The organism is Ralstonia sp. RRA (genome assembly GCF_037023145.1).
GTDB lineage: Bacteria > Pseudomonadota > Gammaproteobacteria > Burkholderiales > Burkholderiaceae > Ralstonia.
In genome coordinates this window covers 92350-111979 of the sequence record NZ_CP146092.1, presented here as the reverse complement: position 1 = coordinate 111979, position 19630 = coordinate 92350, and the positions used below count along the sequence as shown (strand labels likewise).

Below are 19630 nucleotides of genomic sequence, written 5' to 3'. Positions count from 1 at the left end.
GGTAGTGCAGAGTGTTGCGAGCCTCAATGCAGGTGCGGTGATTTTGTGCGCCTACGGGGTCACATTTGGCGAATTCCCTCGCGCAATGTGCACGCGGCGCAATACCGCACTACATCTTGATGCTCATGCGTGCCCACGCGGTGCGCCCTGGTTCGGGGATGGGCGTGCGTGCCGGAAAGCCGAAACCTGCATCGCCGGCCAGGTTCAGGTGCTCGGTGTAAGCCTTGTTCAGCACGTTGTCGACGCCCACCGCCACGCGCACGGTCTTGCTGACGGCATAGCCTGCATGCAGCGACAGCACACCAAAGCCAGCGCTGGGCCCGAAGTCCTGGCCGACCACGTTGCCCTGGTTCAACGCGTAACGGTGCTGTGCCGCTGCCACGCGCCACAGGCCACCAGCCGACCATGGCCCGCGCTCATACTCGACGCCCAGGCGCAGATCCAGCGGTGGCATCTGCGGCAGCGGCTGGCCGGTGCTGCCGTTGCGTCCCCATGCATACGCGAGCGCACCGTCGACGCGCCATGCATTGCTCACGTGCCATGTTCCGCCGATCTCGCCGCCGGCAATGCGAGCATCTACGTTGGTGGCTTGTGACTTCGGCCCCATCATGCCGGGGCGGTAGTTGAAGAGGATGAAGTCGTTGACCACACCCGCATACGCCGACACCCACGCATCAAACCGCGCGCTCTTGTACTGCGCGCCCATATCGAGCTGCGTGGTCTTCTCTGGCCGAATGGCGGAGAACGCGTTGACGGAGCCCGTGGGGCCCATGCTCGTCGAGATCAGCTCCCAGTAATCCGGAAAGCGCTCCGCATGACCAACGCCAGCGTACAGCGTCGCGGGCACGCCGGACATGTCGTGCTCGTAGCGTACGAAGCCGCTGGGCAGTGTGCGTGAGCGGTCTTGGCCCGCGGTGGGGTTGGGGCGGCTGCCCATCATGCCGCTGATCGATGTACGGTCGTCGCGGGCGCTGGCCTGGTCGATGCGCGCGCCGGCAATCACGCGCTGGTGCTCGGCTGCAAACCAGGTTAGCTCTCCAAAGGCGCCGGTGTTGAAGAAGCTGGCGCTGGGCACCCACGATTGGCTGCTGTACGACACCATCTCTGTGCCGCTGCGTGAGCGCAACCGGCTCGTCTGCATGTCCAGGCCGGTGACGAGCTGCAGCGCATCGGCCCAACGCAGTGTGGCCGCCACGCGCCCACCGACCGTGCGTCGGCCCACGTCGGCGGCCATGCCCATCGGCATGCTGCTCATCGGGTCGGGTTTGCGCAGCGTGAAGTTGTCCATCACGTGGTCGGCATCGTTGTAGTAGACCTGCGCTTCGACGCGCTGCAGGACTTCACCGATGTGCGATTTTTCGAAGCGCAGGCCCACGCTCTCGCGGCGGAAGTGTGCGCCGTCCATGCCGCGCCCGGCATAGCGCGCATAGCCGTCACCGGTGCCGGCGGTCAGCTCCAGGCGTGTGTGGTCGTCAGGGGTGAGGCCGAGCGCGGCGTCGACGTTCCACTTGTCCCACTGCGAGGGGATGGTGTTGCCGTTGCCGTCTTTGTAGTCCTGCTGGTGCGCGTGGTTGGCGGTGATGCGCGCGTACGCGTCCTGTGTGCCGGCGGTGAAATCGGCGTTCTGGTCATTGCGGCCGAAGGATCCGCCGACCACGCTGCCGTCAAAGCGCGTGCCGGGCTCGGTAAAACGTTTGGTATTGCGCTCGAACAGCACGGTGCCTGCCGAGCCGACCGGCCCGTAGATCACCGATTGCGGCCCTTTGATGACGGTCAGCTTGTCGTAGCTCTCGGGCGAGATATACGAGGTGGGCGCATCCATGCGGTTGGGGCACGCGCCCAGCATCGACGTGCCGTTGGTGAGGATGTTCAGCCGTGAGCCGAACATGCCGCGCAGCACAGGGTCGCCGTTGGTGCCGCCGCTGCGGATGGAGGTAAAGCCGGGGATGGTCTTGAGGTAGTCCGCACCGTCGCTGGCGGGCAGCGGCTGGCGTGGGGATTTCGGGTCGGTGACGATGGTCAGCGGCGACGATGGCGGCGGTGCAATCACCATCGTGGTCGCCAGGTCGATTTCAGGTGGCGTGGGCTCCGCCGCGTGGGCGACGGACATGGACGACAGCGCGGCAACCGCCAGGGCAACAGCGTGCCGGCCGGAGTGTGGGTGATCCAGCTTCATGAGAAAGACAAAGACGAAATGGGTGAAGCCCGCCGCCGCAATCACGGCGCGGGCGAAGGTGTCTTGAGATGGGGGATCAACCCAGCGGTGGGCCGCGGGCGCGCCGTTGCGGCGCAGGAGTGGCAAGGTGAGGTGTGAGGATGTCCGTTGCGCTGACACTGCCCAGCAAGGCCGGCGCGTTGGGCGTATCGATATCGAGCGTGGGCGCGATGTCTGCCATGACGACGCACGCGCCGCAGCACGCCGGCGCCGACATGGATTGTTCGACGCGCTTGCGCTCACCCGGATCGGACAGCGGGATGATCATCACGCCCGTGCCGTGCGCGGAGCACAGCACCACGGGCAATTGCTCGGCATGCGCGCGTGCGGCATGCGCCAGCGGCATCCATGCGGTGGCCAGCAGGTAAGCCCACAGCAGTACCCACGCAACCGCACGCCCACCGGCAAGATGCAGGCGGGGCACAGGTTTCCAGACAAGGCGGCGGGCGGGCATCGCGCGAGGATACTGCCGGCTCAGCAATCGATAACTTTGCTGCGACGCCGTGCCGCAGGCACTACGCCAGCCGAGCGAACCCCAGTGCCAAGCCTAGCCCGATCAGGATCATGCCGATCACGCGATCAACCATCTGCTGCCGTGCCAGCAGCGAGCGCCGCAACGCGCCCGACGCAAAGACCGTTGCCACCAATGCAAACCACGCCGCGTGCGCAACCGACATGAAGAGCCCGTAGCCGAACTGTGCCGCCAGCGGTGTGCCGGGGTGAACAACCTGCGTGTACGTACTGACGACAAACAGCGTCGTCTTCGGGTTGAGCGCATTCGTGAGAAAACCCATGCGCAGCGCCGCGCCGGCCGACAGCGTGTGGCTGCCCGTGCCGTCATCCGCTGTCCTGCCCACGGACATCGGTTTGGCCGACAACGTCTTCCAACCGATCCACACCAGATACGCCGCGCCGACCAGCTTGATGCCATGCAAGAGCGCCGGCGCATGCGCAATCAGCAGACCCACGCCGAACATCGTGTAGAACACGTGTACCTGCACGCCCAGCGCAATGCCCAGTGCGCAAAGCACGCCAGCACGCCGGCCATAGAGCAGGCTGTTGCGCGTGACCATGGCGAAATCCGCCCCGGGGCTGATGACGGCCAAGATGGTGATGACGGCAACGGCAAAGAGTTCGGCCATGTCAGGCGCTCGAAGGAAAGTGGGGATGCGCCGATTCTGGGCGAGTGGGACGTCGCTGAAAATCGATTTATGATGCTGTATTTCGGTGAGAAAAACTGACAGATGGCACTTCCACCGCTCAATACCTTGCGTGTGTTCGAAGCCGCAGCGCGACACGGCAGCTTTGTGCGCGCCGCGCAGGAATTGCACGTAACACATGGCGCCGTCAGCCGACAGATACGGCAATTGGAGGAATCGCTGGGGGTTGACTTGTTCGAGCGACGCAACCGGGCCGTTTTCCTGACGCCTGCGGGAGAGCAACTGCGCTTGGCGGCAGTCGATGCGTTCTCCATCCTCACAGAAAGCCTTGACCGGATTGCACGCCGCGCAACGTCTTCCGCGCTGGTGGTTTCGTGCGAACCGACGCTGGCGATGCGGTGGTTGATTCCGCGCCTGTCACGCTTTCAGGTGCGGCATCCATCCATCCAGGTGCACTTGTTCGCGGCGGGTGGTCCGATCGATTTCGCGCGCACGGGTGTCGACGTTGCCCTGCGCCGCAATGACTTTGCATGGCCAGCACACGTGCACGCCGAGCCCATCTGCGAGGAATGGATTGGCCCCGTGCATGCGCCGCATGCCGATGCCGCCGCGCGCAAACGTCTGTTGCACACCGCCACGCGCCCTGACGCTTGGCAGACGTGGTGGCGCATCAGCGGCATGCAGCGCCCGCGCGGGCGGTTGCCCGAGGCGCGCTATGAACACTTCTATTTGAGCTTGCAGGCCGCGTTGGCCGGGCAAGGCACCGCTATCGCGTCAAAGCTGATGGCGGGTGACGACCTGAAAGATGGGCGACTGGTGGCGCCGGACGGCTTCCGGCGTGATGGGTCTGCGTACTGCCTGCTGTCGAGCGTGCCGATTACGCCCGACAGCCCGGCTGCTGCATGGCTCGCCTGGCTGCGTGAAGAGACTGCCGCCTCGTTGTCAGACTGACGCTGCCGTTATGCCGCCGCGTGCCGGCCCGCGCCCAGAATGCCGCGGATGGTGGCGAGATACGCCTCGCCCACGGCACGGTTGAGTGGCCGTGCGCGCGAGACTCGTTGATATGGCGGACGCGTCACACCCAGCGTGCGGCACACCTCTGACACATACGGGCGACCGTGTCCTTGCATACGCATGATGACTTCGCAGAGGGCCTGGTCGCCCAGGCGATTGCGCAGCCACGTCACGGTTTGGCGGTCGTACTCGTTTTCGATGCGGATGAGGTCGTCCATGGCGATTAACTGTATGAATGTACAAGTACTGTAAATATATACAGTTATTTGCGGAATTCAAGGACGGTGTTGTATCGGGTGACTCAACTCATGCGATTGGCGACTCAATGCCCGGCGCTGGTGGACACATCAGACGGCGCCGTAAAAATCCGCGCACGCAACCCGTGAGCTTTATTCACCGGCGTTTGCGTCTTCCGATGTGCCACGCCGCCGATTTGCAAACGACAATAGCGGCAACCGTGGCGAGCCGCCTGCACAAGAGAGGTGGCTTGGCAGCGACTTGCATCGTTGATCAGGTAATCAGAATCCGCGGCTGCAAGCACGACGCGCCGGGTGTCTGAATGTTGATGCTGGCGCTATTCTTTCTACAGATTGACTTCATGTGCTCGCGCGATGGCGGACGACAATCTTCCTCATGTGCTGGTCGTCGATGACGATCCCGCGATCCGCGAACTGCTTACCGGATACCTTGGCGAAAACGACATCCGGGTCACTGCTACATCCAGCGGAAAAGAGATGAATGTGGCGCTCGAGATGTTCGCCATTGACCTCGTGATTCTGGATCTGCGCATGCCTGGCGAGGATGGCGTGCAGATTGCGCGCGCACTGCGTGAGCAGTCAAACCTTCCCATCATGATCGTCTCGGGCAAACGCGATGAAGCCGACCGCGTGATGGCCCTCGAACTGGGTGCGGACGACTATCTGACCAAGCCGTTCAGTTCTCGTGAGCTGCTGGCACGTGTGCGTGCGCTGCTCAGACGCGCCAGTGCGATGGCGCCGTCGGTCGGAAGAACCACCGATGCGAGGGCCTATCGGTTTGCAGGGTGGGAACTCAATATCGGCACCCGAAAGCTGACCGATCCGGCAGGTACCGCTGTCGAGCTGACCAACGGCGAGTTCTGCCTGCTGAACGCGTTTCTCGCTGCGCCGGGGCATGTGCTGTCCCGAGACCAGCTTCTGGAATCGAGCCGGCTCTACGATGACGTTTATGACCGTTCGATCGACGTCCAGATTTTGCGTTTGCGGCGAAAGATCGAGCCCGACCCCGCGCATCCCTCGGTCATCCGCACGATCCGCGGTGCAGGCTACGTGTTTAGTGTTTCCGTAGACAAGTTGACAGGAGCTGCCATCCGAACGACGGCCAAGGAACTGGGTTGACGGTGAGGCTACCGCTGCGGTTGTTGGGCCTGTCTAACCGTCACAAGCGCGGCAACCAAAGCGGCGAGTGCATCAGACGTGAAGGGTTTGCCCAACATGCCGTCGGCTCCTAGCATGTCGGCCAGTTGGGGATGACCTGCGGCATGGGCTGGAAAGTAACCCGAGATTGCGATGATCGAGGCAAACGGAAACTGTGCACGTAGGCGCCCAATTTGGACACGCGATGCGGCTGTGCCCGGTAGGTTGCAATCGACGACCACGAGCGAAACAGCGCGTCCATCGACCGAATCCTTAACGTTGAGCGCAGTGCGTTCAATGACGTGATGCCCTGCGTCGCGCAAAGACATCGCAATCAGCTCGCGTATCGAAGGATCGTCTTCAACGACCAAGATGTTCAGGCGGTTTGGAAGAGCCACAGGTCAGTCCAACAAGTTGGGAGCGCGGACGGTCTCCGCTGTGGCTTCGATTGCAGCGCTGGCCGATTGCTCAAGCGTTTCGTGCTGGCCCGTGAACATTACATTTGAAATGTCGGCCTGACGTCCAGGTCATCACGCTACCGTCAACATGTCCGATCCAGACGTGCTTGCTCGCGCAGGATTCCGCGCGCAACCGCTGTGGCGCTTCATCATCGCAGGGTGGCTTTTTGTGGCGGTGCTAGCAGGTGCTGCCGGAATGGAGATGTGGCGTTCACGCGCCCGAGCGCTCGACATGGGGGACCGGGAGCTTGCCCTGCTGGCGACCGCTGCAGCCGAGCATGTGGCGGGCGCGATGCAAGTGGGGCAGCGGATCCTGGTGTTGCTTGAGTCGACGCATGTGCTGACCACCCAGGACGCGAACCGCGCCGCGATGGCTTTACTACAGCGGCAGATGGCTGACGCGCCGCAACTCGAGGCACTCCTTCTTTACGATGCATCGGGCCACCTAGTGGCAAGTTCCTGGGAAAAGGGCGCCGCTTCCGGTCACGACGACGCATCCATTTCAGAACTTCCCGGCAACGTAATCCACGGAGCAAACGGGTCGTTTGTCATCCTTTTGCATGGCAGGCCAGCATTGGCAATGGGTCGAGTACTGCGTGCGGAAGATGGACAGGTGCTAGGCAAGGGCGTTGCCGTTTTAGATACGTTGGAATTCGACCGCGCTTTCCATGCGATGGCCGGAGCCACTGGGGCAACCCTGGCCATTCTCGACTCTGGCGGCGCGACGATTGCTGCCGAGGATGGTGGGCATGCGGCTCCGGCTTCCGAAAAAATGCGGTCGGCCTTGCATGCTGTCGAACGGGGTCCCCTGCAAGTACGCGTCACGCGGAGCGAGGAAGCAATGCTGGCCGCGTGGCGCCGGACAGCTACCGACGTATTGCTACGAACGGCGTTGCTTTCCGTGTTGGCTGTGTTGCTCATGACCGGTGCGGTGGCGTGGTTGCGGCGGCTGGAGGCAGTCAATCGTTCCATGCGCGCCAGCGAGCTACGCTGGCGGACGGTTTTTGAGAACGCGCCCGTCGGGATTCTTGTCCTGCACGCCCACGGCCGCTATTTGATGGCCAACCCGGCCTTCCAGAACATGGTCGGATACAGCAACCAGGAGTTGGCGGAACGGCGTGCCTTTGACATTACGCATCCGGACGACAGGTTGCTCACCCAGGAGCACATTGATCTGCTCGTGCGCGGTGACCGTGACAAGGTGCGCTTCCAGAAGCGCTATGTGGATCGCAGCGGCAAGGTCGTCTGGACAGACATGAGCGTCGCACGTGTGTTCGCGCGGCATCAGCCTTCAGAAGCGGGGTCTGAAGATCTGATCATTGCAACGGTCGAGGACATCACGCAGCGTCTTGCAGACGAACAGGAAAGGCGGCGCCTGGAGAGCCAACTGCGGCAATCGCAGAAGTTGGAAGCGCTTGGCACGTTTGCCGGTGGGGTGGCACACGATTTCAACAATATTCTGGCGGCGATTCTTGGATTTGGAGAGCGTTCCCTCGTTGCTGTGGAGGAAAACCGGCCTGCGCGCCAGTACATCGAGCAAGTCATGAGAGCGGGGGAGCGGGCCCGGCTGCTTGTGGAGCGCATCCTGACGTTCAGCCGTAGCGGGCTGACGGCACAACTGCCCGTTGATGTGCGCGCGGTGGTGGAGGAAACCGCTGAGTTGCTGAAAGCCACGTTGCCCACCAACGTCACACTGATCCTGCGGATCACGCAACAAGAGGCCTATGTACTTGGCGATGCCACTCATCTGCACCAGGTCGTCATGAATTTATGCAGCAACGCCGTGCATGCGATGCCGCAAGGCGGGACGTTGGGCTTGGAAGTTGAGCGTATTGCCCTTGCCGAGTTGCGAGCCTTCTCACACGGTGTACTCGATGCCGGAAACTATGTTCGCTTGGGGGTGGCGGATGACGGCGTCGGCATTGCGCCCGACGTTCTCGAACGGATGTTCAATCCTTTCTTCACAACACGGCGCGCCGGAGAGGGCACGGGGTTGGGGTTGTCGTTGGTGGACGGCATCGTGCGGGAGCACGGTGGCGCTGTGCACGTGGCGTCCAAACTGGGACACGGAAGCCGGTTCGACATCTATCTGCCTGTCACCGACGCACGCCCAGTGCCATCTCAAGAGAGCGTTGCCAGCCTTCCGCATGGCAGCGGGCAAGTCATCCTGTTGGTCGACGACGAAGAGGCGCTCTTGCGGCTAGGTGAAGAGGTACTGGCAGAACTCGGCTACGAACCGGTCGGTTTTTCCTCAAGCGAGGCAGCGTGGGAGGCGCTTCAGGCAGCTCCGGAGCGCTTTGACGCTGTCATTAGCGACCACACCATGCCCGGCCTGACAGGGTTGGAGCTGGCCGCTCGCATTGCGGGCGCCCATCCCCGGTTGCCGGTCATTCTGTGCAGCGGGTTCAGCACGCCGGCACTCGAACGTGAGGCTGCAGCGATCGGCGTGAAGGCCGTGCTCCGAAAACCGGTCAGAACAGCGGACCTGGCTACCGCGCTGGCGCAAGCATTGCCATGACAAGGGCAGGCTTCGAAGCGTAGTCGGGGCCTAGCCTCTTCGCCAAGCCGGCGCTCACGTTACGGATGTAACACAACGCGCCGCTATCGCAACGCCCGGGAAACAGCCGGCGCCGAGACTTCACCGTGACGCAAACAATCAATGGGGCGTATACGTGGAAGCAACAGCGCTGGTGTTGTCGCGAATACAGTTCGCGGCAACGGTCTCGTTTCACATCATCTTTCCGTCATTCACGATTGGCTTGGCAGCTTGGCTTGCCGTGCTCGAGGCCATGTCGCTGTCCACCGGAAACAGGGTGTATCGCCAGGTCTTCGATTTCTGGCTGAAGATCTTCGGTGTTGCGTTTGGCATGGGTGTGGTGTCGGGCATCGTCATGGCGTTTCAGTTCGGCACCAACTGGAGCGAGCTATCGCGCGCCAGCGGGCCGATCCAGGGGCCGCTGCTCACCTACGAGTCATTCACGGCCTTTGCGCTGGAGGCCACGTTCTTTGGCGTGATGCTGTTTGGCCGCAGCCGTGTGCGCCCTTGGTTCTACCTGATGTCGTGCATTCTCGTTGCGGCAGGAACCACCCTGTCGGCGTTCTGGATACTGGTCAACAACTCCTGGATGCAGCACCCAGTGGGGTTTGTGGTCCAGGATGGCGTGTATGTGCCGACGGATTGGCCTGCCATCATCTTCAACCACGTCGTATGGGTACGTTTTCCACACATGCTGCTCGGTGCGTATCTGACCACGGCATTCTGTGTGGCGGCAGTCGGAGCTGGGTATCTTGTCAAGCGCCGCTATCGCGTTGAGGCGATGGTCATGGTGCGCATGTCGCTCGGGCTTGCGGCGGTGCTGGTTCCCCTGCAGATTCTGTTCGGCCATTTGACTGGGGACTATGTCCACGATGACCAACCGGCCAAGTTTGCTGCCATCGAAGGGCGTTGGACAGACGAACAGCCTGCCGCCGAAGTCATCTTTGCTGTTCCCGATGTCGCTGCACAGCGCAACCGGCTCGAATGGAAGATCCCTGTGCTCGGCAGCGTGGTTGCGTCGGGCACGCTCGACTCGCGCGAAGTGGGTCTTGCAGATTTTGCTGCCGCCGACAGACCTCCCGTCCTGATTCCCTTCTTTGCGTTTCGCATCATGGCTGGCTGCGGGGCCGTGATGCTCGCGTTGTCATGGCTTGCCACGGCGTTTTCGCGACGCGGCAGCCTTGAGAAGCAACGCTGGCTGCTATGGCCGGTGGCCCTGAGTTTTCCGCTCGGTTTCATCGCCGTCCTGGCGGGGTGGTTTGTGGCCGAAGTCGGGCGACAGCCCTGGACGGTTTGGGGTGTGCTGCGAACCGCTGATGCCCTCACACCAGGCTTATCCACGAACTTCGCGGCTGCCTCGCTCGCCATGTATGTGCTCGTCTACACGTTCATCTTCTTGTTTGGCGTCTATTACATCGTGCGCATCGTGCGGCACGGGGTGTTCAGCGGTGCCGTCCTGACCATGTGGAACGGCCATGTCATTCCGCTGACGTACCACGGCCTGCAGCCACAGCCACAACCGGTGAAGGCCGTGCGCCGTCATCCGAATGCGTAACAGGAGCGAACAGCATGTTGAACTGGTTCTGGTTTGCCGAGTTGGCGTTCGCCCTCGTGGCCTACGTGGTGCTCGGAGGGTTTGATATCGGCGTGGGAATGCTGACCGCGTTCGCGGGAAGCAAACGCGACGAAATGGTGGCCTCCATCTCCCCCGTCTGGGACGGCAACGGTACGTGGCTTGTCATCGCAGGCACGATCCTCTTCGGTGCGTTTCCGCTCGTCTATTCCATCGCACTGCCGGCGTTGTACGTGCCGCTCTCGGCCATGCTGGCGGGGCTGGTCATGCGGGGCGTGGCGCTGGAGTTTCGCCACAAGGCCGTCAGCTCGCGCTGGGTGTGGGATCTGTTGCTGTTCGTCGGTTCGCTGTTGACTGCGTTGACGCAAGGTATCTGCGTGGGGACGTATGCACGCGGACTGCCAGTCGAACACCTGCACTACGCGGGCAACGGGTTTGAGTGGTGCGCTGTGTTCCCCGTCCTGTGTGGTGTCGGTCTGGCGCTGGGGTACCTGCTGCTGGGCGCTGGTTGGCTTGTCCTGAAGGGGCAGGGCGATCTGCGTTACATCGGGCAGCGTTCGATGCGTGATCTCACGCCGCTGGCACTGCTCGTCGCCGCATTGATTCTTGCTTTGACGCTGTTGACAGAGCCCACAGTGCAGACCCGCTGGATTGCCCATCCGGTGCTGTTCGTCCTGCCCGTGGTTGGCTTGTTGGCCCTGGCACGTGCGCCCTATGCAGCCAAGCATGACGGTCGTGCCGCCTACATCTGGGTGGGCATGGGTTGCATCTCGATGGTGCTCATGCTGGCCGCGTCGTATCTCCCTTACATCGTGCCCTTTGACGTCACGTTGAGTGCCGCTGCAGCGCCGCCGGCAAGCCAGTCGTTCATGTTCTGGGGCGCCGGGCTCTTCGTGTTGCCTGTCATCGTGCTCTACACCTATGTCGCGTATGCGGTGTTTCGCGGCAAGGTTTCACAAGACCATTTCTACCACTAGTCCCTATTTCTACAGAGAACCCCATAGGAGTTCCAATGAAAGTCGCCCTGTTTGTTCCGTGTTTCATCGATGCCTTCTTCCCGGATGTCGGCATCGCCACGCTCGAGCTGCTCGAACGCGTCGGTTGTGAGGTGGACTATCCACTCGATCAGACCTGCTGTGGCCAGCCCATGGGTAACAGCGGTTGCGAAAAGGACGCCGCCGCGACCGAGAACCTGTTCGTTCGCAACTTTGCCGGTTACGACTACATCGTCGCACCCAGCGGCAGTTGCGTGCACCACGTACGCGACCACCTCACCGCCGCAGATCAGACCAGTGAAGCGCGGGCCGTACGCGCCAATACCTATGAGCTCGTGGAGTTTCTGCACGATGTGCTGGAGGTTCGTGCTTTTCCATGGGCGGAGTTCCCACACAAGGTCGGTCTGCATAACAGTTGCGGCACGCTGCGCGCGCTGCGCACCGCCAAGATGTCGGAGATCGATGAGCCGTTCTTCTCAAAACCGATGACCCTGTTGAAGGGGGTCAAGGGGATCGAGTTCATCCAGCCCGATCGTCCAGATGAGTGCTGCGGCTTTGGCGGCACGTTCTGCGTTTCTGAAGAGCCGGTGTCGGCGCGCATGGGTGCCGACAAGGTGCGCGATCACAAGCGCAACGGCGCGGAGTACATCGTCTCAGCCGATTCATCGTGCCTTATGCACCAGAAAGGCTGTTCGGACCGGCTCGCTCTGGGCCTGAAGTTCATCCATATCGCACAAATCCTGAATGGAGCACGAGCATGAAGCGCGTCGACCATGTCGGTGCTTCCGAGAAGTTCATTGCCGACGAGAAACATATCCAGTTCCACGACAAACGCCTATGGGGGCTGCGCACCGCTCGGGATAGCGAAGTACACGGCGTACGTGAATGGGAGGAACTAAGGTCTCTTGCCTCGGGCATCAAAGAACACACGCTCACGCATCTCCCGGAGTACCTGGAACAGTTTGAACGCAATGCCACGGCCAATGGGGTCATCGTTCATTGGGCAAAGGATGCCGAGGAGCACAACCGCATCGTGTACGAGATCCTCAGCGGGCGGAAGGCGAAGGTCTTGGTGAAGAGCAAGTCGATGCTTACGGAAGAGTGCGAGATGCGGCCGTATCTGGAGGCACGCGGTATCACCGTGGTGGAGACCGATCTGGGTGAGCAGATTCAACAACTCGACGACGAGTTGCCTTCCCATATTGTCGTGCCGGCCGTGCATAAGCTTGCCACTGACGTGGCCAAGATCTTTGCCGAAAAGATCGGCACGGACCCGAACGAGAGCAGCATCCCCAAGCTGGCCGAGGCACAGCGCAATGCAACGCGACCGCTGATCCTCAATGCCGATGCCGGCATGACAGGCTGCAACTTTGCGGTGGCCGAAACGGGCGGCATCACGGTCTGTACGAATGAGGGCAACGCGGACTTGAGCGCCAACGTTCCGTCGCTGCATATCGCGTCAATCGGTATCGAAAAGCTCATTCCGCGCCTGGAGCACCTGGGCGTGTTTATCCGCATGCTGTCGCGCAATGCGATCGGATCGCCGATCACCCAGTACACCTCGCATTTTCGTGGCCCGCGCAAGGGTGGCGAGATGCATTTTGTGCTGGTAGACAACGGCCGTTCCGAGCGCCTTGGCATGGACGATTTCTGGTACTCCCTGAAGTGCATCCGTTGTGGCGCTTGCATGAACACATGTCCGGTGTACCGGCGCAGCAGCGGGCTGAGTTACGGCGGTGTCTACTCTGGCCCGATCGGCGCCATCATCAATCCGACCTTCAATCTCAAGAAGTACAGCGCGCTGCCATTCGCCTCGACCATGAACGGTAGCTGCACGAGCGTATGTCCCGTCAAGATCAACATTCATGAGCAGATCTATAAGTGGCGTCAGATCGTGGCGGAACAGCACGAACTCCCGTTCGTTAAGAAGGAGGCCATGAAGGTGGCCGGCAAGGTGCTGTCTCGGCCGGCGCTGTACCGGGCAGCCATCAAGACAGCGGGGACGGCGGTGTCAGTGCTGCCGCGGGCGGTGCTCTACAACCCGCTCAACGTTTGGGGCAAACATCGGGAGGTGCCGGACGCCCCGAAGCAAACATTCCGTGACTGGTACCTGAAGAGGAAAGTGAAATGAACAGCCGAGATTTGATTTTGTCGCGCCTGCGCGAAGTGCGTCCGGAGCGTCGCGCGCTGCCTGCCGTGCCGATGTTCGATGCTGAACTGCCCCCTGCGGTGCAGACCTTCCGGAAATCGCTGGACCAGCTAGGTGGCCAATGGTGCGAATTGCCCGCGGGAGCGAACCTTGAGCAGTTCATCCGCACGCGTTTTCCCACTGCAACGGTGTGGTGCTCGGCGACGCCGGAATTCAACGGCACGCGCGATATCGCCTCAGTCAGCGACCCGCGTACGCTCAACGATGTCGACGTCGGGATCGTGCGGCCGGCATTTGCCGTCGCGGAGACGGGATCGATCTGGTTGAGCGAGGCCCAGTATCACGTGAACGCGCTGGGGTATCTGTCGCAGCATCTGGTGGCGTTGCTTGATCCGGCGGATATCGTCGGCAATTTGCATCATGCCTATCATCGGCCGGAGTTCTTTGGGGCCAATTATGCTGTGCTGATGAGCGGACCCTCCGCCACCGCAGACATCGAAGGTGTGCTGATCCGGGGCGCGCAGGGCATTCGCTCGCTGACCGTGATCCCGGTCCCGCGCACGGACGCTTCCAGCCAGGAGTGAAGGCATGTCAGTGACAGGGGGGCTGGTCAACCGTGAAGCGCTGATGCGCGTATTGCGGCAGGGCCGACATCATTTGCCTGTGTCGGAAGCGCTACGCAGCGGGCTTATCTGTGCGGCCCCAGCTGTGCTCGCGGCTGTCCTGCACGAACCGCTATTGTGCTGGACGGCAATCGCAGCGTTCTGGACGTGCCTGTCCGACGAGCAGAATCAGACCACGCTCGCGCGCGTGCGCAGTGGTCTTGCGTTCGGCGTGCTAGGAGCGCTGCTATCAGCATGCGCCATCGCCGCTGCCCGAGTGCCCTGGGCTGCCGTCGCGTTGACTGGGGTCGTTGCGTATGTCGGTGCGCTGATTCGAACGCGCGGTGCGGGTTCTGGCTTGCGGGCGCTGCTATTGGTCACCGCCTGCGCGGTATCGGCGTCGTTTCCTGTTCACCCCTGGCCTGCTCCGCTGGAGTACGCGGCCTGTTTCTTTGGCGGAAGCATCTGGGCCGTGGTGTGCATGGTCGGACTGTGGCAGTACAGCGATGCGCATCGTGCCAGGCGCGCGACATTCGCCTATCTATACGCCGTGAGTTCATTCCTGCGTCGTCTTGGCGACGTGGCGGACCAGTATGCCTCCGGTGAAAGCCTTGGCCGGTCGGGACTGCGTAGCCGGCTGGATGTGATGAAGCAGGTTGTTGACAGTGTCCCGGCATCACATGACACATGCGGCGTATGGCGTGCAAATGGCGAGCGCATCGTTGCCCTCCTTGCCGGCTTGGAGACACTGCTAACCGGGAACACGCTTGGCAAAGCCCGTGCGGCTGGCCCGCTGTTGGCGCCGACATTGCGTCATCTTGCCGAGCTCTTTGACTTGCATGCCGACGCGGTCCGAAGGGGGGTTCCTTCGTCTACTGCGATGAGTGGAACGCTGGGTAGCTTGATTGGGCAAGTTCGCCGGGGATTGCGCCGTGCGGCAGCAGAGCCGCTCGCGCAAGACGATTCGGCGTGGGTCCGCGCATGCGAGACGCTGGTGCTGTCCCTTGTCCGCCTCACTAGGAGGCCGGGCGCGACGGCGAGCGTGGCGGTCACAGGGGTGCAACCTGCCAGGTGCGACGCTCCCGTCATCGGAAGAATGGGCCTTGTCGCGGCTGTCGTGGAGGAGATGCGTGCCGGCGGGAGCATCGCTCGCTACGCTTGTCGCTTGTCTGTTGCTGCCATGGTGGCGGTTGCTACAGTGCATTTCAAAAACATCGAGCAAGGCTACTGGCTTGTGTTGACAGCACTGTTTGTCGTGCAGCCGACGGTGTCGCAGACGGTGAAGGTGTCGGCCCTTCGTGTCACCGGAACTGTTCTTGGTGCGGTGGCGGCCTCGCTGGTTGCGTTGATCTTCCGCAACCCGGTCCTGGAAGCACTCTCCATCATTCCGCTTGCGACGGGCACGTTTGTCGCCCGTGGGTTGAGCTATGTGTCTTACATCCTGTTTCTGACCCCGCACTTCATTCTGGTCGCGCATCTGGGCATGCCCACAGGGTCGCCTTGGACGTTGGCGGCCTTGCGCATCGGGAATAGCGTGGCCGGTGCCATCGTGGCGGTGCTTATCAGCCTCATCGCTTGGCCGGAGTGGGAAGCACGCAAACTGACGCCGATGACCAGTGCGGCAATCGATGCCGTGTGTGCTTACCTAGATGCCGTACGTAACGCGGCGTCACAGGGGCCAGCCGGAGCCTTGGAAGTTGAGGCCGCAAGGCGTAACGCCTGCGTTTCCATTGACAGACTGGATGCACTGGCCTCGGCGATGCGTCGGGAGCTCATATGGTCGCGTCGGCGTGGTCAACGCGTTAGCGAACTGGTGTGGCACCTGAGGCGTCTTGTCGGTATTGCGGCCCCCTTCGAATGCATCGCAGCCACGCTGCCAGAGCAGGAGCGGCTGCGCATTGCACTGCTCTCTGCCTCGTGCATGCGGTGGTTGCGGGGTTCGCGTGCCATGTATCGATTCCTGGAGCCGACAGCCCGCGTGGCAGGTACGCCGTCGCACCACTTCCTGCACGTGTCCGAACGCCGCGCAGCCGAAAGCGCGAAGTTCGCGGGTGCCATGTACGCAGAACTCGCTCAGTCGAGGTTACGACGCAACGGGCTTGCTGCTGGTTGACTGGCGTCCCGGGGGGAGACATGCCCGCTTGGCGGAGTGTGGCCACTTTGCCATGCAGAGGCGGGAGATCGATCTTGCCGCGAAGGTGAGTGCACTCGCACACCTGGCACCTGACTCGCGAACTCCAAACCGTTGTCCCGCCAGGTAGGCGTCGGCAAGCTGCGCCTCTCCTTCAGTTGTTCAAGCCCGCATACACCGCAACGAGGTGTCTACCTCGATTGTCGTGCGCACGCACGTGCAAACACTGGCGCTTGAACAGTCGCGACTGCATGTCCCGCAACACGCCCAACTAACGCGACGCGACATCGTCTGCGCCTGATTTCGTTGGTGTTTTCCCTAACCTTTGTTGCCTTGAGTCTAGGCCGGTGAGCCGCTAATATTTGGCCGTTGTAACGTTATTTGTAGGCCGAAGAAACGTAAATTAAAGGTGGTTTGTCGAGACGGACATCTTGCATGGTGGTGCTCAACCGACGGTCATCTTTGCGGCTGTATCAGTGCGTGCGGCGAGGAGCCGGGGCGTCCGATATCTGTTCGCCAGCCTCTGCATAGCTTGCCCGGCTGCTTTCTGCGAAGCGTCATCCATATCATCTGCAGTCCAACGTAATGAACTACGACACCCAAGCTTCTGCAGCGCTCCAAGACCGCCTGCGCGACCCTTCACTGCTGGAAACGCGCGCCTGGTTGGCCTCGGGATGGCAAGAGGCATCCGGCGGACGCTCGTTTGCGGTGACCAATCCTGCCACCGGCGAGATCCTGGCCCGCGTGGCCAGCCTGAGCGGTGCCGAGGTTGAATCGGCGATCACGGCCTCCGCACAAGCGCAGGCCGTGTGGCAGCGCCGCAGCAGCCACGAGCGGGCCAAGCTGCTGCGTGCCTGGTTCGATCTGATGATTGCCAACGCTGACGACCTGGCGCTGATCATGACCTCGGAGCAGGGCAAGCCGCTGGCCGAAGCGCGCGGCGAGATCCTATACGCGGCGTCGTTTGTGGAATGGTTCGCGGAAGAAGCCAAGCGCATCTACGGTGACGTCGCAGCGCATCCGCAGACCGACAAGCGGATCCTCGTCATTCGCCAGCCGGTCGGCGTGTGCGCGGCCATCACGCCGTGGAATTTTCCGGCGGCGATGATCACCCGAAAGGTGGCGCCCGCCCTTGCCGCGGGCTGCTCGATCATCGTGCGGCCGGCCGACCTGACGCCGCTGACCGCGCTTGCGCTGGCAGTGCTGGCCGAGCGTGCCGGCATTCCTGCCGGGGTGCTTCAGGTGGTGTGCGGCCCGTCGCGCGAGATCGGCGCGGTCCTGACGGCCAGCCCGGTCGTGCGCAAACTGTCCTTCACAGGCTCGACCGAGGTTGGCCGGGTGCTGATGAGCCAGTCGTCGCCGACGATCAAGCGCCTGTCGCTCGAGCTGGGCGGCAACGCGCCGTTCATCGTGTTCGACGATGCGGATCTCGATGCCGCCATCGAAGGTGCGATGGCGTCGAAGTACCGCAACAGCGGCCAGACCTGCGTATGCGCCAACCGCTTCCTGGTGCAGGACGGTATCTACGATCGCTTTGTCGAGGCGCTGGTGCGCCGCGTGGCGGAGCTTAAGGTCGGCAATGGCATCGAGCCAGGCGTGCAGCAGGGGCCGCTGATTCAGAAGTCCGCGTGCGAACACCTGCAAGCCATGATCGACGATGCCGTCGGTAAGGGCGCGAAGGTCGTCGTCGGCGGCAAGGGCCATGCATTGGGCGGCACGTTCTTCGAGCCGACCGTGATTGCCGGTGCCACGCCGGACATGCGCGTGGCGCGCGAGGAACTGTTCGGCCCGGTCGCGCCTGTGTTCCGCTTCCGCGATGAGGCTGAGGCGATTGCGATGGCCAATGACACCGAGTACGGCCTGGCCGCCTATCTCTACACCCGCGACAACGCGCGCATCTGGCGCGTTGGTGAAGCGCTGGAGTACGGCATGGTGGGCCTGAACACCGGTCTGATTTCCAACGAGGTGGCCCCGTTCGGCGGCGTGAAGCAGTCCGGCCTCGGCCGTGAAGGCTCGCGATACGGCATCGACGAATACCTGGAAATCAAGTACCTGTGCACACAGGTCTGAGCACGGCGCAACCGACAGCACCAGCGAGCAAGAGCATGGATCAATTCCCACAGCCGGTACGTTTCGACACGGTTCCGTCCATCCTCCAGGAATGGGGCGCCGCGCGCCGCCTGGGAGAGATCCTGGCCGCATGGACCGAGCGCCGCAGCGTGCTGGTCGTCACCGATGGCGGCCTGCACAAGGCCGGGGTGCTGGAGGGTGCCAAGGCATCGCTGGCGGCCGCCGGCTTCTGCGTGACCGTGTTCGACGAGGTGGTGGCCGATCCGCCTGAGGCGGTGCTGCTGCGCTGCGTCGAGCATGCGCGTGCGGCCCGTGTCGATCTCGTGATTGGTCTGGGTGGCGGCTCGTCGATGGACATTGCAAAGCTGGCGGCCGTGCTCGTTGTCTCCGAGCAGCCGCTGGCGGAGATGTACGGCATCGGAAACGTCAAGGGCGCACGCGTGCCGCTGGTGCAAATGCCGACCACGGCGGGTACCGGTTCGGAGGTGACCAATATCTCCATCGTGTCTGTCGGCGAGACGACCAAGATGGGCATCGTCGCGCCCCAGCTTTACGCAGACCGCGTGATTCTGGATGCCGAGCTGACCGTCGGCCTGCCGCGGCAGCACACCGCGGCCACGGGCATCGACGCCATGGTTCACGCCATCGAGGCTTACACCAGCAAGCACAAGAAGAACGCCATCTCCGATGCGCTGGCGCGTGAGGCGCTGCGCCTGCTGGCGACCAATCTGCTACCTGCATGCGAGAACGGTAACGACCGGCGCGCGCGCGAGGCAATGCTGCTTGGCGCGACGCTCGCGGGCCAAGCCTTTGCCAATGCGCCGGTTGCGGCTGTGCATGCGTTGGCGTATCCGCTGGGTGGGCATTTCCATATCCCGCACGGTCTGTCGAACGCGCTGATGCTTGGGCCGGTGTTGCGCTTCAATGCCGCAGCAGCGGCTGCGCAGTACGCAGAGTTGGCCGATGCGCTGGGCATTGGCGAGGCAGATGGCGATGACGTCGCCCGCACCGCGGCCTTCATTGGATTCATGGAGGATCTGATGGATCGGTCCGGTGCGCCGCGGCGGCTGCGCGATGCAGGTGTCACGCGCGAAAGCCTGGCGATGCTTGCTGCGGACGCCATGCAGCAGCAGCGCCTATTGCAGAACAACCCGATCGAAGTGCAGCAAGCCGACTCCCTGCGGCTCTACGAACAGGCGTACTGAGGCCGGAGTGGGGCGCTCGTTGGACCGGTGCAGACCGGCGCGCCACGGCCTGAAGAAACGCGTGCTGGCCCCCGCCAGGCGCGAAGCTCGTCTTTTGCCTGCGGTGCGGTCGGGCACGTGGCGGGCCG

The 19630-nt window shown here is 62.6% G+C and carries 16 protein-coding genes; 11 read left to right on the top strand and 5 right to left on the bottom strand.

From position 1 onward, the window contains the following. Nucleotides 1–109 precede the first annotated feature (109 nt). From V6657_RS18495 to V6657_RS18485, 3 genes are all read right to left on the bottom strand, one after another. Nucleotides 110–2176: a TonB-dependent copper receptor gene (locus V6657_RS18495; RefSeq protein ID WP_048935601.1), complete on the bottom strand. Its 2067-nt coding sequence runs from the start codon at nucleotides 2174–2176 to the stop codon at nucleotides 110–112. Nucleotides 2177–2252: 76 nt separating this feature from the next. Next, nucleotides 2253–2639: a DUF2946 family protein gene (locus V6657_RS18490; RefSeq protein ID WP_048935538.1), complete on the bottom strand. Its 387-nt coding sequence runs from the start codon at nucleotides 2637–2639 to the stop codon at nucleotides 2253–2255. A gap of 91 nt (nucleotides 2640–2730) precedes the next feature. Further along, nucleotides 2731–3357, bottom strand: a complete 627-nt coding sequence (locus V6657_RS18485; protein ID WP_048935537.1) for a LysE family transporter — start codon at nucleotides 3355–3357, stop codon at nucleotides 2731–2733. A 102-nt stretch (nucleotides 3358–3459) separates the two neighbouring features. Between V6657_RS18485 and V6657_RS18480 the strand changes: the two genes are divergently transcribed. Further along, nucleotides 3460–4326 carry a LysR family transcriptional regulator gene (locus tag V6657_RS18480; RefSeq protein ID WP_048935536.1) on the top strand — a complete coding sequence of 289 codons (867 nt, stop codon included), beginning with the start codon at nucleotides 3460–3462 and terminating at the stop codon, nucleotides 4324–4326. 8 nt (nucleotides 4327–4334) lie between these two features. On the opposite strand, the gene V6657_RS18475 is transcribed toward V6657_RS18480, so the two are convergent. Beyond that, nucleotides 4335–4607, bottom strand: coding sequence for a hypothetical protein (locus V6657_RS18475; protein WP_048935535.1), 273 nt, complete (start codon nucleotides 4605–4607; stop codon nucleotides 4335–4337). A 393-nt stretch (nucleotides 4608–5000) separates the two neighbouring features. Here V6657_RS18475 and V6657_RS18470 point away from each other — a divergent pair, with 393 nt between their 5' ends. Beyond that, nucleotides 5001–5765, top strand: coding sequence for a response regulator (locus V6657_RS18470; protein ID WP_048935534.1), 765 nt, complete (start codon nucleotides 5001–5003; stop codon nucleotides 5763–5765). 8 nt (nucleotides 5766–5773) lie between these two features. On the opposite strand, the gene V6657_RS18465 is transcribed toward V6657_RS18470, so the two are convergent. Next, entirely contained in the window at nucleotides 5774–6181 is a 408-nt protein-coding gene (locus tag V6657_RS18465; protein ID WP_048935533.1) for a response regulator, read from the bottom strand. A gap of 148 nt (nucleotides 6182–6329) precedes the next feature. On the opposite strand from V6657_RS18465, the gene V6657_RS18460 reads away from it, so the two are divergent. From V6657_RS18460 to V6657_RS18420, 9 genes are all read left to right on the top strand, one after another. Next, complete coding sequence (locus V6657_RS18460) at nucleotides 6330–8759, top strand: ATP-binding protein (RefSeq protein WP_082170297.1); 2430 nt, start codon at nucleotides 6330–6332, stop codon at nucleotides 8757–8759. A gap of 154 nt (nucleotides 8760–8913) precedes the next feature. Continuing rightward, the gene (locus V6657_RS18455) at nucleotides 8914–10332 is read left to right on the top strand and encodes a cytochrome ubiquinol oxidase subunit I (RefSeq protein ID WP_048935531.1); all 1419 of its coding nucleotides are present in this window, start codon (nucleotides 8914–8916) and stop codon (nucleotides 10330–10332) included. A 14-nt stretch (nucleotides 10333–10346) separates the two neighbouring features. Continuing rightward, nucleotides 10347–11327, top strand: a complete 981-nt coding sequence (gene cydB, locus V6657_RS18450) for a cytochrome d ubiquinol oxidase subunit II (protein WP_048935530.1) — start codon at nucleotides 10347–10349, stop codon at nucleotides 11325–11327. A gap of 35 nt (nucleotides 11328–11362) precedes the next feature. Continuing rightward, complete coding sequence (locus tag V6657_RS18445; RefSeq protein WP_048935529.1) at nucleotides 11363–12106, top strand: (Fe-S)-binding protein; 744 nt, start codon at nucleotides 11363–11365, stop codon at nucleotides 12104–12106. Continuing rightward, nucleotides 12103–13476 (top strand): lactate utilization protein B, encoded by a 1374-nt coding sequence (locus V6657_RS18440; protein ID WP_048935528.1) that lies wholly within the window; start codon nucleotides 12103–12105, stop codon nucleotides 13474–13476. The genes V6657_RS18445 and V6657_RS18440 overlap by 4 nt, the downstream gene beginning before the upstream one ends. Then, nucleotides 13473–14078 carry an LUD domain-containing protein gene (locus V6657_RS18435; protein ID WP_048935527.1) on the top strand — a complete coding sequence of 202 codons (606 nt, stop codon included), beginning with the start codon at nucleotides 13473–13475 and terminating at the stop codon, nucleotides 14076–14078. Before V6657_RS18440 ends, V6657_RS18435 begins: the two co-directional genes overlap by 4 nt. 4 nt (nucleotides 14079–14082) lie before the next feature. After that, nucleotides 14083–16209, top strand: a complete 2127-nt coding sequence (locus tag V6657_RS18430; RefSeq protein WP_048935526.1) for an FUSC family protein — start codon at nucleotides 14083–14085, stop codon at nucleotides 16207–16209. Between the two features lie 603 nt (nucleotides 16210–16812). After that, a complete protein-coding gene (locus V6657_RS18425; RefSeq protein WP_048935525.1) occupies nucleotides 16813–18297 on the top strand; it encodes an NAD-dependent succinate-semialdehyde dehydrogenase in 1485 nt (494 codons plus the stop codon). A 35-nt stretch (nucleotides 18298–18332) separates the two neighbouring features. After that, complete coding sequence (locus V6657_RS18420; protein WP_048935524.1) at nucleotides 18333–19502, top strand: iron-containing alcohol dehydrogenase; 1170 nt, start codon at nucleotides 18333–18335, stop codon at nucleotides 19500–19502. Nucleotides 19503–19630 lie beyond the last annotated feature (128 nt).

What these genes read in the sequence shown, in the direction of transcription:
- V6657_RS18495 (WP_048935601.1), bottom strand. Translation starts at nt 2,176, where the DNA reads ATGAAGCTGGATCACCCACACTCCGGCCGGCACGCTGTTGCCCTGGCG.
- V6657_RS18485 (WP_048935537.1), bottom strand. Translation starts at nt 3,357, where the DNA reads ATGGCCGAACTCTTTGCCGTTGCCGTCATCACCATCTTGGCCGTCATC.
- V6657_RS18480 (WP_048935536.1), top strand. Translation starts at nt 3,460, where the DNA reads ATGGCACTTCCACCGCTCAATACCTTGCGTGTGTTCGAAGCCGCAGCG.
- V6657_RS18475 (WP_048935535.1), bottom strand. Translation starts at nt 4,607, where the DNA reads ATGGACGACCTCATCCGCATCGAAAACGAGTACGACCGCCAAACCGTG.
- V6657_RS18470 (WP_048935534.1), top strand. Translation starts at nt 5,001, where the DNA reads ATGGCGGACGACAATCTTCCTCATGTGCTGGTCGTCGATGACGATCCC.
- V6657_RS18460 (WP_082170297.1), top strand. Translation starts at nt 6,330, where the DNA reads ATGTCCGATCCAGACGTGCTTGCTCGCGCAGGATTCCGCGCGCAACCG.
- cydB (WP_048935530.1), top strand. Translation starts at nt 10,347, where the DNA reads ATGTTGAACTGGTTCTGGTTTGCCGAGTTGGCGTTCGCCCTCGTGGCC.
- V6657_RS18445 (WP_048935529.1), top strand. Translation starts at nt 11,363, where the DNA reads ATGAAAGTCGCCCTGTTTGTTCCGTGTTTCATCGATGCCTTCTTCCCG.
- V6657_RS18440 (WP_048935528.1), top strand. Translation starts at nt 12,103, where the DNA reads ATGAAGCGCGTCGACCATGTCGGTGCTTCCGAGAAGTTCATTGCCGAC.
- V6657_RS18435 (WP_048935527.1), top strand. Translation starts at nt 13,473, where the DNA reads ATGAACAGCCGAGATTTGATTTTGTCGCGCCTGCGCGAAGTGCGTCCG.
- V6657_RS18430 (WP_048935526.1), top strand. Translation starts at nt 14,083, where the DNA reads ATGTCAGTGACAGGGGGGCTGGTCAACCGTGAAGCGCTGATGCGCGTA.
- V6657_RS18425 (WP_048935525.1), top strand. Translation starts at nt 16,813, where the DNA reads ATGAACTACGACACCCAAGCTTCTGCAGCGCTCCAAGACCGCCTGCGC.
- V6657_RS18420 (WP_048935524.1), top strand. Translation starts at nt 18,333, where the DNA reads ATGGATCAATTCCCACAGCCGGTACGTTTCGACACGGTTCCGTCCATC.